Genomic DNA, 14259 nt, shown 5'->3' with positions numbered 1-14259 from the left:
TCAGGAGTGGTTGCAACCGCAAGCGGTCGTTGAAGATGATTTGCCGTCGGCCGGTGGTACCGGATCGACGCCCCCGTCATTCCAGGGGTGGCAGCGGCACACGCGCCTGGCAGCCAGCAGGCTGCCTTTCGCGGCGCCGTGCACGCGCAAGGCTTCCATCGCGTAATGCGAACAGCTTGGATAGAAGCGGCAATTCTGTCCCAGCATGGGGCTGATCACCAACTGATAAGCTCGCAGCAGGAACAGCAGCAGGGTTTTCATGGCGCGGACGGTGGTGGCGCAACAGCAACAGAACGGGCCTGGGCCGCGACTTGCGCCGCAAACAGGCGGCTCAGTTCGTCACGCAGTTCGGCTTTCAGCCTGGCCGTGGTGGCCGGACCATCCTTGCTGTTGACGGCGCGCGACAGGCGCACCACACAGTCGACCGGCGGCAGCGCGCTGTTGCGAAACAGCTCGCGCGTCACGCGCTTGATCGTGTTGCGGGTCGCCGCGCGCGGCGCGAAACGCTTGGCCACAACGACGCCCAGCCGCGCATGCGGCAATAAATTGTGTCGGGTATACAGCACGAAATGCGCTGTTTTTTGCGAGGGGCGCAAACGAAAAACGGATGAAAATTCATCCGTTTTAACGATACGCCGAACGCGCGCGAAGTCGTGTGAACCTTCGCGTTGATTGCCGACTGGAGTACAGCTAGCCACGCGATCAGCTGTCAACGACAAGCCTAGACGGCCAGACGTTTGCGGCCCTTTGCGCGACGTGCGTTGAGCACATCACGGCCACCACGGGTAGCCATACGAGCGCGGAAGCCGTGCGTACGCTTGCGGCGAACGACGGAAGGTTGGTAAGTACGTTTCATGTTGGTCTCGCTAAAAACAAAAAAAATGCAAAATCGGGTCTGACGTCCCGTCAGTTTTTGGTGCCAATGACAATCGCGCACTTATGCCAAGGCACAAGGGCCAATCTCATCGCCCGCTTAATCCACGCTTAGTCCATATTGTCGTTCCAAATGAATAAACACGGAATACGGGCGGGGAACCCTGAATTATTCAGCATATCACCCCCTCGTGTCAAGGATTGCCGCAGGTTTCCCGTGTTCGGCTGGAAATTTGCGCACGCGTCCCCATCTGTCCCGAATGCCGCATTTCCGCTGCGCGGGCAAGGATAACTCAAGACTTGTACACATGCTTGCGCCGCCACCATACGCAAAAATAACGAGCGCGCCTGTGGATAACTTTGCCGGTCGGGAGTAGAATAGCGCGTTACGTGTGGCGAGCCCTCGCGCGACGCCGGCCTTGCAACACGGTGCACGCAGGGCTGTATCGATACGCCCTCCCACACCTTTTCACATAGACATACATGGACAATTTCTGGCAGGCCTGTTCCGCGCAGTTGGAACTGGAGCTGACACCGCAACAATTCAGTGCGTGGATCAAACCGCTTATCCCTCTCGATTACGAAGAGGGCAAGCTGCGCATTGCTGCGCCCAATCGATTCAAGCTCGATTGGGTCAAGACCCAGTTCGCCAGCCGCATTACCGCTCTTGCAATCGACTACTTCGAAGCGCCGACCGAGGTGCAGTTCGTGCTCGACCCGCGCTTGGCCCTGCCGAAAAAACCGGTAGCGGCCAGCACGCCTGCCAGCGATCCGAACGGTGGCGCGCCGAGCGCGCGCGCTCCGGAGCCGCAGCCGAGCGTGCCGGAAATGAGCATCGGCGCCGCCCCGCGCCGCGAGCAAAGCCGCATCAACACCGACCTGACGTTCGACAGCTTCGTGACGGGTAAAGCCAACCAGCTGGCGCGCGCCGCCGCGATCCAGGTGGCGAACAACCCGGGCGTGTCGTACAACCCGCTGTTCTTCTACGGCGGCGTAGGCCTCGGCAAGACCCACTTGATCCATGCGATCGGCAACCAGGTGATGGCCGACAACCCGGGTGCGAAGATCCGCTATATCCACGCAGAACAATATGTGCGCGACGTAGTGACTGCTTACCAGCGCAAGGGTTTCGACGACTTCAAGCACTATTATCACTCGCTCGATATGCTGCTGATCGATGATATCCAGTTCTTTGGCGGCAAGAGCCGGACGCAAGAGGAATTCTTCTATGCGTTCGAAGCTCTGATCGCGGCCAAGAAACAGATCATCATCACTTCGGATACCTATCCGAAGGAAATCACCGGCATGGACGACCGCCTGATCTCGCGCTTCGATTCCGGCCTGACGGTGGCAATCGAGCCGCCGGAACTGGAAATGCGCGTGGCGATCCTGCTGAAAAAGGCCAAGCAGGAAGGCGTGACGTTTTCGGACGACGTGGCCTTTTTTGTCGCCAAGCACCTGCGCTCGAACGTGCGCGAGCTCGAAGGCGCGCTGCGCAAGATCCTGGCGTACTCGCGTTTCCACGGCAAGGACATCACGATCGATATCGTCAAGGAAGCCCTGAAGGACTTGCTGTCGGTACAGAATCGCCAGATTTCCGTGGAAAACATCCAGAAGACCGTGGCCGACTTCTTCAATATCAAGGTCGCCGACATGTATTCGAAGCGCCGCCCCGCCAATATCGCGAGGCCGCGCCAGATCGCCATGTACCTGGCCAAGGAATTGACGCAGAAGAGCTTGCCGGAAATCGGCGAACTGTTCGGCGGACGCGACCACACGACCGTGCTGCACGCCGTGCGCAAGATCGCGCTGGACCGCACCAAGAATCCGGAATGCAATCATGAATTGCATGTTTTGGAACAAACCTTGAAGGGTTAAACACGGCTTATTGGCAGGCTGGCTCAAAACGTGCTTTACCCTTATCATCCGGTAGCGCACCGCAGTCTGTCTGCCGGGGCTCCCCTCGCAAGATTTGTTAAATTAATACGTTAAACTTAATACCGTTAAACCTATACATTGAGGATAAATATGCAATTGGTCAAAACCACCCGAGATACCCTTCTCCGGCCACTGCAGATCGTGAGCGGTATTGTCGAGCGTCGGCACACTATGCCGATTCTGGCCAATATCCTCATCCGCAAAGACGGTGAAAATGTCTCCTTCCTGTCGACCGACACCGAAGTGCAGATCACCACGCACGCCCAGATCGGCTCGGGCGCGGACGTCACCGGCACCACCGTGGCCGCGCGCAAGCTGCTGGACATTTTGCGCGCGCTGCCCGAGTCGGGCGACGTCACCATGACCCTGCTGAACAAGCGCCTGACGGTACAAACCGGCAAGTCGCGCTTTGCCCTGCAGACGCTGGCGGCCGAAGAATTCCCGACCGTGCAACAGGCCGAAAGCTACAACGCGACCGTCACCCTGCCCCAGAAAACCCTGAAGCACCTGTTCAACATGGTGCATTTCTCGATGGCGCAGCAAGACATCCGCTACTACCTGAACGGCCTGTTGCTGGTTCTGGATGGCAATAACGTGATCGCCGTGGCCACCGACGGCCACCGCCTGGCCTTCTGCCAGGTCGCCACCGAGCAGACCTTTGCGCGCCAGGAAGTGATTATTCCGCGCAAGACGATTATTGAACTGCAGCGCCTGCTGGAAGAGAACGACGAGCCGGTGCAGCTCGACATCGCCGCCAACCAGGTGAAACTGACCTTTGCCGACATCGAGCTGATCTCGAAACTGGTGGAAGGCAAGTTCCCCGACTACACGCGCGTGATTCCGAAGGGCTACAAGAACGACTTCACGATCGGCCGCGATGAGCTGCTGCGCTCGCTGCAACGCGCCGCCATCATGACCAGCGACAAGTTCAAGGGCGTGCGCTGCATTATCACGCCAGGCAGCATGAAGATCAGTTCGACCAATGCCGACCAGGAAGAAGCGGTCGAGGAACTGGAAATCGACTACAGCGGCGACTCGGTCGACATCGGTTTCAACGTGACGTATCTGCTCGACGTGCTGAACAACCTGAAGTGCGAATACGTCAACATCGCGCTGGGCGACTCGAACTCGTCCGCGCTGATCTCCATCCCGGACAACGCCGACTTCAAGTACGTTGTCATGCCGATGCGGATATAAAGACCACAGCAGTGACGTAGGTCGGATTAGGCGCAAGGCGCCGTAATCCGACAACACCAGTGAAACAAACAATGTTGTCGGGTTACGCGCGCAGCGCTAACCCGACCTACGCCAGCAGTCCCGAATCAATCAGTAATCGCTATTTGAGAAAGCAGTCCATGTCCGAGAATCCACAAGACCCCCCGATCCAGGCCAAAACGGAAGAATACGGCGCCTCCTCCATCCAGATCCTGGAAGGCCTGGAAGCCGTACGCAAACGCCCGGGCATGTATATTGGCGACACCTCGGACGGCACCGGCTTGCACCATCTGGTGTTCGAAGTGCTGGACAACTCGATCGACGAGTCGCTGGCCGGCCATTGCACCGAGATCCACGTCACCATCCACAGCGACAACTCGATCTCGATCACCGACAACGGCCGCGGCGTGCCGACCGGCCTGAAGATGGACGACAAGCACGACCCGAAACGCTCGGCGGCCGAAATCGTCATGACCGAACTGCACGCCGGCGGCAAGTTCGACCAGAACTCGTACAAGGTCTCGGGCGGCCTGCACGGCGTGGGCGTATCGTGCGTCAACGGCCTGTCAAAACTGCTGAAACTGACCATCCGCCGCAACGGCAAAGTCCATTACATGGAATTCGTGCGCGGCGTGCCGCAAAACCGCATCATCGAAATGGTCGATGGCGTGGCGACGTCCCCTATCCAGGTGATCGGCGACACCGACAAGCGCGGCACCGACGTGCACTTCTGGGCCGACGAAGAGATTTTCACGCACGTCGAATTCCACTACGAAATCCTGGCCAAGCGCATCCGCGAACTGTCGTTCCTGAACAATGGCGTCAACATCAAACTGTCGGACCAGCGTACCGGCAAGGAAGAAGTGTTCGCCTTCGAAGGCGGCACGCGCGGCTTCGTCGAGTACATCAACAAGGCCAAGTCGGTCTTGCACCCGACCATTTTCCAGGCCACCGGCGAGCGCCTGTCGGACCAGGGCACCAATATCACGGTCGACGTGTCGATGCAGTGGAACGATGCCTACAACGAACAGGTGCTGTGCTTTACCAACAACATCCCGCAACGCGACGGCGGCACCCACCTGACGGGCCTGCGCGCGGCGATGACGCGCGTCATCAACAAATACATCGATGAACACGAGTTCGCCAAGAAGGCGAAAGTGGAAATCAACGGCGACGACATGCGCGAAGGCCTGACCTGCGTGCTGTCGGTGAAAGTGCCGGAACCGAAATTCTCGTCGCAGACGAAAGACAAGCTGGTGTCGTCCGAAGTGCGCGGCCCGGTCGAAGAGATCGTTGCCAAGACGCTGGCCGACTACCTGCAGGAAAAACCGAACGACGCCAAGATTATCTGCGGCAAGATCGTCGAAGCGGCGCGCGCGCGCGAAGCGGCCCGCAAGGCCCGCGACCTGACCCGCCGCAAAGGCATCATGGACGGCCTGGGCCTGTCGGCCAAGCTGGCCGACTGCCAGGAAAAAGACCCCGCCCTGTGCGAACTGTACATCGTCGAGGGTGACTCGGCAGGTGGCTCGGCCAAGCAAGGGCGCGACCGCAAGTTCCAGGCGATCCTGCCGCTGCGCGGTAAAGTATTGAACGTGGAAAAAGCGCGTTTCGAGAAAATGCTGTCGTCGGAGCAGATCACCACCCTGATCGCTACCCTGGGCACCTCGATCGGCCCGGACGAATTCAACGCCGACAAGCTGCGCTACCACCGCATCATCATCATGACCGATGCGGACGTCGACGGCGCCCACATCCGTACCCTGCTGCTGACGCTGTTCTACCGCCAGATGCCGGAACTGGTCGAACGCGGCCACATCTACATCGCGCAACCGCCGCTGTACAAAGTCAAGGCCGGCCGCGACGAGCGCTATCTGAAAGATGACGCCGAAGAAGCCACCTACATGATGACGGTCGCGCTGAACACGGCAGTCCTGGTGCCGCGCGAAGGCGCCGAAGGCATCTCGGGCGACACCCTGGCCGAGCTGGTGCGCAAGTTCAACCTGTCGAACACCATCATGACTCGCCTGACCCGCGTGATCGACCGCGCCGCCCTGACCGCCATCATGACCGGCGTGCAGCTGGACCTGTCCACCCTGGACCTGGCCGAAACCTCGGCGCAAGCCCTGCAGGCAGCCATCAACGACACGGCCGTCAAAGTGGTGGTGCGCTCCGACGACCTGTCCGAAAAACACATGCTGCGCATCGAGCGCATGCACCACGGCAACGTGAAAGTCAGCGCCATCGACGCCGACTTCGTGCAAAGCCCGGACTACGCCGTGCTGAGCACGGGCGCCGCCACCTTCGAAGGCCTGATCGGCGAAGGTGCATTCGTGCGCCGCGGCGAAGGCGAGCGCATCAAGGAAATCGCCGTCACCGACTTCCACCAGGCCATGCAATGGCTGCGCGACGAAGCCGAACGCACCGTCTCGAAACAGCGCTACAAAGGACTGGGCGAAATGAACCCGGACCAGCTGTGGGAAACCACCATGGACCCCACCGTGCGCCGTTTGCTGAAGGTGCAGATCGAGGATGCGATTGCGGCGGACCAGATCTTTACCACCTTGATGGGCGATGATGTGGAGCCGCGCAGGGCGTTTATTGAGAACAATGCGTTGAGGGCGGGGAATATTGACGTTTAAGCAGTATTTTTGATACAGGAGGCGACACGAAGTGTCGCCTTTTTTTGATCGTATGAATGGCACGACGACATTAACCCTGAACTACTACAAACAAAACGCCACAGCGCTCTTTAACAATACCGCCAACGTCGCTATGAATGTATTGCATGATCGATTTTTGTCTACGGTATGCGCTAGTGGGAACGCCTCGGGTTCTGAGTTATATCAATAATCGCGCGAGCTGCGCATAGAAACTGAGCAATCCGTATTCGGCAACATGTTTGCCAGAGACAGACCTGTGCTTCGCGCTAACCCGCTGCTTGACGGAAGCCCTCGCCCTCAGCAGTTTCACTGATCGAAGCCAGCCGTTTCCAATCTTTCTGCAGTCCAATTTTCAAGAATCCCTGAAGGGTACTGGCCTTTAAGACGAGTGCGCGGTCCGTCGGTGACAGGTGCGCACCACCCTTTGGCCAAGAATAAAGAGAAGCCCAATAGCCTGATTCAGTCAAGTGCAGCAATTTGCTCTGCAGGTCGATAGCATCATCGACTTGACCCTGTTTTCGGTTATCTGCCTTCTTTCCTTGGTAGATGTCTTTGGAGATAGTCATGCCACGAGCGGTACTGACGTAAGGGATTTCCAAGGCAGCGATGGCATCCCAGCACTCTGTGCGCTTGCACCATTCACCGATGTTCCTGATCCCATTTGGTGGTGAAAGCAAAGTTTGCTGCACCAGAGGAGCAATTTCTTCTAGCCTTGCCGCAACTTCTTCCCCTGCATCTTGACTGTTCCAAATACGCTCAAGATCGAGTTCTTCGCGCGTATTCCTGATGTCTTGGAAAAGTTTTGCAAGTGTGTAAGTAACAATATTGACTCGATAGCCTCCTTCGTACCATGATTTGCGGCCTGCATCGACCGTTTCTTCCATTTTCTTCCAAACGAGACACACCGCTACCATGTTGCGAAAAAATGATTCACCGTAAAGAGGACTAAGACGTTCCCAATTCTCGGACTCGGAGATTTCAGCGCTCCCACTTGAAAATGCGCCGGCAAACTTGGTGAAATTTTTCTGGGCACCAAGACTAACCCAGTGTGGCCTTGTATCCCACGTATGAGCGTACTTGGCCAGATCGGTTTTGCTTATAAGCTGTTCTGCAGGATACTCCCGCTCGAACACCGCTTTCTTGGATTTGTCGAGATAAATCTTGCCATTTTGATACTGTCCACGGGCTCGCTCGTAGAACCATTTGCTCTGAATACGCTGACTGGCACGTGCTGGTGTAAGCAGCCGGCGCGATATTTCTTCCATCTTCCTGTGGAATGGATGATTTGAGAAGAAGTCCGCTGCCGCCACCTTGTTTTGCGTGTTAGCGAACTCTGCAATGCTAGGAATCAGCTCCTGCGCCCTATCAGGAAAGACTCGCGTGAGCTTCATCGGTACCGATACGCCTGTGAGACTAAGATGGTCTTTCTTGCGAGCACTAAGTATGCTAGCTGTGGTCTGGCCTCCATTTACGATCTGCAGGTCAGTCAATCCTGTTATCATTAGCTGGCCATTGCGTGACTCAACCGTTACATCAGATGCAGTCGCAGCGATGCCGTTGTTATAAGCAAAAAATAACCCTGGTTCATCTTGAATCGTAGCGCGAATGCCCTTGTTGACTCCACCTTTCATTCCAAGAAACGCGCGTACATTACCTTCGAGAAGACGACTTCCGTAGCGTTCAAACATGTCGGCCAGTTGATCACCTTTTACGACACATAGGTAGGAGCAGATATCACCGCTACGTGCAGCTTCAAGACACGGGATTGCTGTACCACCACTCTCTTCAAGTTCGATCCTTACTGCTTCGCGTTCGCGCCCTGACTCATACAACGCGGTCAATCGATTTAAATCCCATATGTGGCGCTCTATGGGAATGCCTGCAATATCGTCTCGACTGTCTTCCTTGAAGCGACTGCTCAGTGAAAGGTTGCTAAAGATATGGATACGAATTCGGTTAATCCGATGCACTTCGCTATTAAGCTGAAGCGCTAGATCATAGGCATCATTCGCGTGAGCAATCTTCTCGTGCAGATTGTTTTCAACTGCCTCACGAACAAAATTTTCCACCCAAGAGGAAAGCTGATCGACCACAGCGGTTCCAAGCGTCTGCGGCGCTGTGATATCCTCCCATTTTCCGATAACAATACCGACAGTGCCGTCGGATTCATCGATCGGTGTGAAGCCATGCAACTTCAGTGTCCTATTTTTCGTTCCGGGTGACTGGTATTCCACTGAACGAAATTCACCGAACACGGGGTCGTCTGCGAGTCTGTCAGCTACTTCATGTACGAAGGCCAATGTATCGACGAGATGCCTGGCAGCACTTCTCCTTGCCACCATCTGCGTTAGTTCGTCAAGAAAGTCCTCAGGCTGCATCTTGTGTCTCCAGCACCCTGAATTTCTCGAGCGCGGAGAACAGGATGGAATAACTAACATCAGGAATTCCGACCGGTAGCAAGGCAGGAATAATTCGGGGAAAGGCAGGACTCACTGCATAGTGCCGGCTCTCGAGTGGCGAATACGCTACGCTTCGGTAATATTCGTGTTCCACATAGCCTGCCTCAAGCAGCTTTTCTCGGAAGACAGCATTGCCACCGGGAGAACCCGCCAGAAGTTGTTCGATGCGTGCCGCAAGCAGGGGCAGTGTGAGAGCACCGGCTTCCTCTGCTGATGCCTCACGCAGCACATACGTGCGAAGTATCAATGGCAATAGACAGTCTAGCTGTTTTGCAGACGAAATACTGACTGCCACTGCATTGGCGGAGACTGCCTTTACCTCAACCGCATGGTCGGAGAAAAGAAAATCCTGACTTGTGCCTTCGGGACCTGTCCAAGCCATTACGGATAGCAATGGCTCGTCAGGACGGAGCTGTATAAACTCTTCGAGTGCGATTAACTCGCCCATCAAACCCTTGATCTGGAATCTTTGAAGCAGCCCATTTCCACCGTCTCGGAATAGTCGCTGCCAAAGCATCAGACGCTCTCGAAATAGAGCAACAAGAGCCGTTTCGGTGGCAACCTCCGCCGCCGCGTCAGCCAAGTCTTGGCACAATCGACCGAACACGTCTTCGAGACCTTGGCCTGCCAATCGCAACCCCATTAGCCAGCGCCCTCCGAAACGCTGGAAACGTATATAGTCCAGTGCGCCTGTATCGCCATTGATCGATGGGGGAAGTGCGCTCGTCCCGATGGCGAGCATCGCAAGCCCGTTCTCATCAATGGCTGCATAGATATCGAAGGGATGATCTGGATCGAGCCTGACTAATTTCCACCCGTTGTCAGTCTGCGGACTAGTAGTAGCCTCGTTACGCATCACCTGCCATAGATCTTCAATCTTCGTCATCATCTTCTCCTGCGTCATCGCCGAACAGATCCCGCAGCGCAACTTGGTTAAGCCGATATACCACTTTCTCTCCGTCCGAGAACGGATCGAACTCTGGGAAACTAAGGCTAACAGCGACCATTGGTGCCATTCCGATCTCCGACACAGGCATCATCCTACCCTTGCTCAGGTTCTTTTCGGTCGGCTCTTTCGCTTGGATAAAATGAATCGTCATCAAAGGACGCAAACGGAACTTACGGTATTGGTGAGCTGGTACCGAGGACGTTTTCTGATCTTTCCTGTTTTGCTGTTCCCAATTGAGTTCCGCAGCTTGAATCTCCATAGCATCCATCTTTACAAGCTCGTCGCTTGTATCACCGACCCGCTGCTTGTTCAGTCGGAGATATGGAACTCCTTTTGACACTTTCTCGAACTGCCGCTCTCGGCAGCGTACGGAGCCGGTACTGCCGTCGGCAAGCAGTACCTTCACCCCTTCCACCATGTCACCTAAGCCCTGTGGAATGCAAACGTCCCATTTGTCGAGCATAACGAACGGATTACCCCTAATGAAACCTACCAAGGGACGTGTTCCATCCTGTGAGTCGGGAATAAACTCCGTATTCATGTTGCTGATATTTAGTGCTGAAAGGAAGGTGGCGATCCGGCCCCGGTCAATTCCGGTCCAAACATAACGGTTACCAGCCATATCGGCAGCACCCTGTTCAATCACAAATTTCTCTACCAACCGGACGTTTTCTGAGTTCAGGGCCGGCAGCCGGGGGACGCTTGCCGTTTCGGTGCCGAATGCGCTGAATGACACGGAGTGCTCTACATCCTGTCCGCTTCGCATCTTATTCTGGGCGGTGACAATCAACGTATCCGGATGGGACTTTACCCGAATGCCAAACTTGGACGGAGGCATGCGGTTGGCACTCATGCGCCGAAAGTCGGTCCGCAGTTCCGCAACTGCTTGGGCGATGTGCGCATACCAGTCTTGAGTATCGGCATCCATCCAGATACGGAACAAATCGTCATATCCGGCACGATAACCAAACCAGCGCCCCATCTGCAAAAGCGTGTCATATGCTTTGGAGTTGCGATAAAAATAGCTTACGCTCAGACCCTCAAGGGTGATTCCCCGGGATAGCGTAAGCCCTCCAACCGCGATGACGCGGCGACCTTTCTCTGTGTTGCGATAGGTCGAGTAATCGAGCTTTTCTTCCGGCGGCGATTTCTGATTAATCGTCACAACTTTGATGGAAGCAACAGAGTCATTAAGGGTCTTTCGAATCTGGTCCCAAGTCACTTTCACGTTCTGGAATTCTTGATCCCAAGCGGCCTTCAGACTAACGAGTTCTGGGTGGGCGCTCCAAGATCTGCTGGCAAGGTACTGATGAATTTCCTGTTTCAGGTTATATAGAAAGCTGTTGATCTTCTCCGATACGCGTCCCTGAACATCAGTAAACCTGCTCACGTTGACGAGCATAGAGCGGTGCTTCAGTTCTTCGCCGCGAATATCGCGCACGGCACAAGTGAGCAAAAATACGCGGACAGCGTCGTGCAGGCTCTCAGGTAGCGCGCCTACAATGTGCTCTTTCTTGTGCGCGTACGGAACGCTGTCCTCCGCGTCGATGATGTCACGAAGCTGCTTATAATACTTGCCATCATCGAGAAAGATGCTTGAGGCGCCGATGTAATGTGATGGCGTGTTGAGGCTGTAAATGAAATTTGACGGGAAGAGATCAGTTTCATTATCCGGATTGATGAACACGTTGGCAAATGGCGTTGCGGTATAGGCCACGTAAGATGAGCGGGAAAACTTCCCAATAGCCTGGCGGATGAGGCGGTTGATCGTCGCGGGCTCTTGCCCTTCCTTTCGAACATTAACCGATGCGTTGTCTGCCTCGTCGTCTATAACAAGCAGTGGCATGTCGTGGACAGTGTGGCCCGTCAGCTTCAGTTGTGCGTCAAGCCACACCACGAGATTCTCCAACGGCGCTTTATTTTTTTTCATGACGAACAGGATTGGTTCGCTGATATTTGCCAGTGGAATACCATTGAGCACTTGGGCATTACTAGTCAGAAAATCACGCTCGACCGACGTTAGCACATTGGCGGAGCGCTTTCTGTTTATTCCAGCCCCGATGGCTTTGCTCTTACGATCACGAGCAAGAAGCTTACTGCTGTCACGCCCGACAAATCCCAAGTCGAGCCGTTCTTGGGTCTGCTTGCGCAGATCCTCGAGCATGCCCGTCAGCAAAACAATCACCCGATAACCGGCGTCTGCGGCCTTCGCGATGAGTCCGCTGTAGTTTGCAGTTTTACCCGACTGAACATCTCCCATAACCAGACCACGAATTCCCCAAGAGCCGTCCTTGGCGGGATTGCCGCATTCAGTCAGAATGCCATCTGTATCCTCGTCGAGCACGCGGACAACATTGGGACTCCAGCCTTGGCTCTGTAACAACCGTCTGTAACTATCCCAATAATTCCATTCGATACTACCCTTTACGTCGGAAACCCACGGGGCAAAGCTGCTCTCACGTACGACTTCACCGGTCGTCATGCGGATGCCGATTGTCGATTCCAACTTCTTGCGGACGTACGCCAAGCCTTCTTCACCAAGGCCTGCATCGAGCAGGGCTAGCTTCCCAAGAACTTCGTGAAGAAGTTCGTCGGTAAGCGCACGTCCATTGATTAACATCATGGCCATTCCAACGTGGTCGATAGAAAAACTGGTCATTGTTCAAATTCCTTCAGTAACTGTTCGTGATATTGAGGAAAACGTGCAACCGGATCGAGATCGACCACTGTCTTGATTGGGAATCCGGTAATTTCCATAATTCTTCCTGCGACGGCCACTGTCTCCGCATACCTATCTTCTCGATCTGTCCTCCGGTCACCGCACATATCGGAATAGATTGATTCCAGCGGCAACGCGGCCGCCACCAGATTGAGGATATGTTGCAGCGCTTTTTGTGCAGGCCCGTCAAGCGTATCTGTCAGACTACGGATGATCGAATGATCCAGATTAAGCTCATAGCGAAAGGCTCCGGGCGAAGGCTCGATCCGATCCCAAAGTGGCTCGAAACCGGGAGGCTGCTTCTGTCGGCGTCCTGGAAAGGTAACCGTTTTCCTGCTGGTACCGGCGAAGTGCGGAATCAATTCACGAAGGCGGTTACGGATAATATCAGGCGGATAGGCTGCCGATTTCTTGATGTCCAACGACCATAGATGATCAAGCGTGTTTGGGATATCGACTTGCACGCGAGTCAGCTTGAAAAATTCTTCCTTTGGCACTAACCGGAACCAAGTACCCGAAATGACCAGACGGCGGTTGCGGTAAACATAAAACCCTTGGCTGCTGCGTAGACCCTCGCGACCGCCCGCACACTCAGCCTCATCCGGGGTCAAATAGTTCATGTGTGGTAGCACGTAAGGCTGCACATAAATTGACTGTCCGTTCACACTGATAGTTTGACCTTCCAGCGGCTGGGTGAAGCTATTGCTCTTCAGAAATGGATCGATCAATTTCAGTGGCAATCCATTAATTGCAATGGCTACAGGAAGGCTGCCAGCCTCTCGTCGGGTATAACGGTGAAACACAAAGGAAAGGTGTTGGTGGAGATTCGCCATGCGCGCAGTCATCTCTGCTGCAGGGTCGAGCGAGCCCGACATCATACGGTCCAACTGCTGCCAAACCACCAGCGTTCCGCTATCCTGTCCCCGCAGTGTTTCGTACAGCGGCAGCCTCCTGCATTCACGTAAGTCAGGTACTACAACAACCCAGCGCTTCTCGGCACGTACAACGTCCAGATCCCAGCAGCGAACATGAATTTTGCTCTCCTGCTTGGTAACGACAGTAAGGCGGCGGCACTGGGATAGAGAGGCCGTTTTCAGTCCTAGACCGAAACGGCCGAGATCCTGTACCGGTCGGGCATCAACCGGGTTGCTGCTGCCGTGACGCATGGCATTGGTGAGATTGGCAGCGCTCATACCATGCCCGTCATCAAGAACAGCTACAAACGGTTCGCCGGTGCCATCATATTCAATATTGACGCTAGTCGCACCTGCAGAAATGCTATTGTCGATGAGATCTGCCAACGCGGTTTCAGGTGTATATCCAATCGCGCGCATGGATTCAATAAGGCTTACCGGATCTGGAAGCACTTCAAGGGTCTTGGCCAAAAATTTACTTCCTCGACAAGGTTATAATGATTGCCCCCGCTCGCAGGACATCGATGATATT

10 protein-coding genes are annotated in these 14259 nt (G+C 55.1%); 3 read left to right on the top strand and 7 right to left on the bottom strand.

Annotated features, from left to right (window positions below; all coding sequences use genetic code 11):
- The 3 genes from yidD to rpmH are packed head-to-tail and all read right to left on the bottom strand — an operon-like array spanning position 1 to position 856.
- Positions 1 to 261 carry a membrane protein insertion efficiency factor YidD gene (gene yidD / locus RTQ46_RS21875; RefSeq protein WP_312439697.1) on the bottom strand — a complete coding sequence of 87 codons (261 nt, stop codon included), beginning with the start codon at positions 259 to 261 and terminating at the stop codon, positions 1 to 3.
- Positions 258 to 698, bottom strand: a complete 441-nt coding sequence (rnpA, locus tag RTQ46_RS21870; protein ID WP_312439696.1) for a ribonuclease P protein component — start codon at positions 696 to 698, stop codon at positions 258 to 260. Before rnpA ends, yidD begins: the two co-directional genes overlap by 4 nt.
- A gap of 23 nt (positions 699 to 721) precedes the next feature.
- On the bottom strand, positions 722 to 856 hold the full coding sequence (gene rpmH, locus RTQ46_RS21865) for a 50S ribosomal protein L34 (RefSeq protein ID WP_010401996.1): 135 nt from the start codon (positions 854 to 856) through the stop codon (positions 722 to 724).
- A gap of 500 nt (positions 857 to 1356) precedes the next feature.
- Between rpmH and dnaA the strand changes: the two genes are divergently transcribed.
- The 3 genes from dnaA to gyrB all read left to right on the top strand — a co-directional run bounded on the left by dnaA (position 1357) and on the right by gyrB (position 6665).
- A complete protein-coding gene (dnaA, locus tag RTQ46_RS21860) occupies positions 1357 to 2751 on the top strand; it encodes a chromosomal replication initiator protein DnaA (RefSeq protein WP_312439695.1) in 1395 nt (464 codons plus the stop codon).
- 150 nt (positions 2752 to 2901) lie between these two features.
- Complete coding sequence (gene dnaN, locus RTQ46_RS21855) at positions 2902 to 4008, top strand: DNA polymerase III subunit beta (RefSeq protein ID WP_312439694.1); 1107 nt, start codon at positions 2902 to 2904, stop codon at positions 4006 to 4008.
- 158 nt (positions 4009 to 4166) lie between these two features.
- Positions 4167 to 6665, top strand: a complete 2499-nt coding sequence (gene gyrB / locus RTQ46_RS21850) for a DNA topoisomerase (ATP-hydrolyzing) subunit B (protein ID WP_312439693.1) — start codon at positions 4167 to 4169, stop codon at positions 6663 to 6665.
- A gap of 287 nt (positions 6666 to 6952) precedes the next feature.
- Here gyrB and RTQ46_RS21845 read toward each other — a convergent pair whose 3' ends face one another.
- The 4 genes from RTQ46_RS21845 to RTQ46_RS21830 are packed head-to-tail and all read right to left on the bottom strand — an operon-like array spanning position 6953 to position 14198.
- The gene (locus tag RTQ46_RS21845) at positions 6953 to 9064 is read right to left on the bottom strand and encodes an AIPR family protein (RefSeq protein ID WP_312439692.1); all 2112 of its coding nucleotides are present in this window, start codon (positions 9062 to 9064) and stop codon (positions 6953 to 6955) included.
- Positions 9054 to 10034, bottom strand: coding sequence for a PD-(D/E)XK motif protein (locus RTQ46_RS21840; RefSeq protein WP_312439691.1), 981 nt, complete (start codon positions 10032 to 10034; stop codon positions 9054 to 9056). Before RTQ46_RS21840 ends, RTQ46_RS21845 begins: the two co-directional genes overlap by 11 nt.
- The gene (locus RTQ46_RS21835) at positions 10018 to 12753 is read right to left on the bottom strand and encodes a Z1 domain-containing protein (protein ID WP_312439690.1); all 2736 of its coding nucleotides are present in this window, start codon (positions 12751 to 12753) and stop codon (positions 10018 to 10020) included. The genes RTQ46_RS21840 and RTQ46_RS21835 overlap by 17 nt, the downstream gene beginning before the upstream one ends.
- Entirely contained in the window at positions 12750 to 14198 is a 1449-nt protein-coding gene (locus RTQ46_RS21830) for an ATP-binding protein (RefSeq protein ID WP_312439689.1), read from the bottom strand. The genes RTQ46_RS21835 and RTQ46_RS21830 overlap by 4 nt, the downstream gene beginning before the upstream one ends.
- Positions 14199 to 14259 lie beyond the last annotated feature (61 nt).

It is taken from the genome of Janthinobacterium sp. (assembly GCF_031995485.1).
GTDB lineage: Bacteria > Pseudomonadota > Gammaproteobacteria > Burkholderiales > Burkholderiaceae_D > Janthinobacterium.
The sequence above is the reverse complement of the archived record's forward strand: the minus strand, read 5'-3'. Positions and strand labels throughout refer to the sequence as shown.

Excerpts from the sequence above, each read along its gene's own strand:
- yidD (WP_312439697.1), bottom strand. The coding sequence starts at position 261 with ATGAAAACCCTGCTGCTGTTCCTGCTGCGAGCTTATCAGTTGGTGATC.
- RTQ46_RS21845 (WP_312439692.1), bottom strand. The coding sequence starts at position 9,064 with ATGCAGCCTGAGGACTTTCTTGACGAACTAACGCAGATGGTGGCAAGG.
- gyrB (WP_312439693.1), top strand. The coding sequence starts at position 4,167 with ATGTCCGAGAATCCACAAGACCCCCCGATCCAGGCCAAAACGGAAGAA.
- RTQ46_RS21840 (WP_312439691.1), bottom strand. The coding sequence starts at position 10,034 with ATGATGACGAAGATTGAAGATCTATGGCAGGTGATGCGTAACGAGGCT.
- RTQ46_RS21835 (WP_312439690.1), bottom strand. The coding sequence starts at position 12,753 with ATGACCAGTTTTTCTATCGACCACGTTGGAATGGCCATGATGTTAATC.
- dnaA (WP_312439695.1), top strand. The coding sequence starts at position 1,357 with ATGGACAATTTCTGGCAGGCCTGTTCCGCGCAGTTGGAACTGGAGCTG.
- rpmH (WP_010401996.1), bottom strand. The coding sequence starts at position 856 with ATGAAACGTACTTACCAACCTTCCGTCGTTCGCCGCAAGCGTACGCAC.
- dnaN (WP_312439694.1), top strand. The coding sequence starts at position 2,902 with ATGCAATTGGTCAAAACCACCCGAGATACCCTTCTCCGGCCACTGCAG.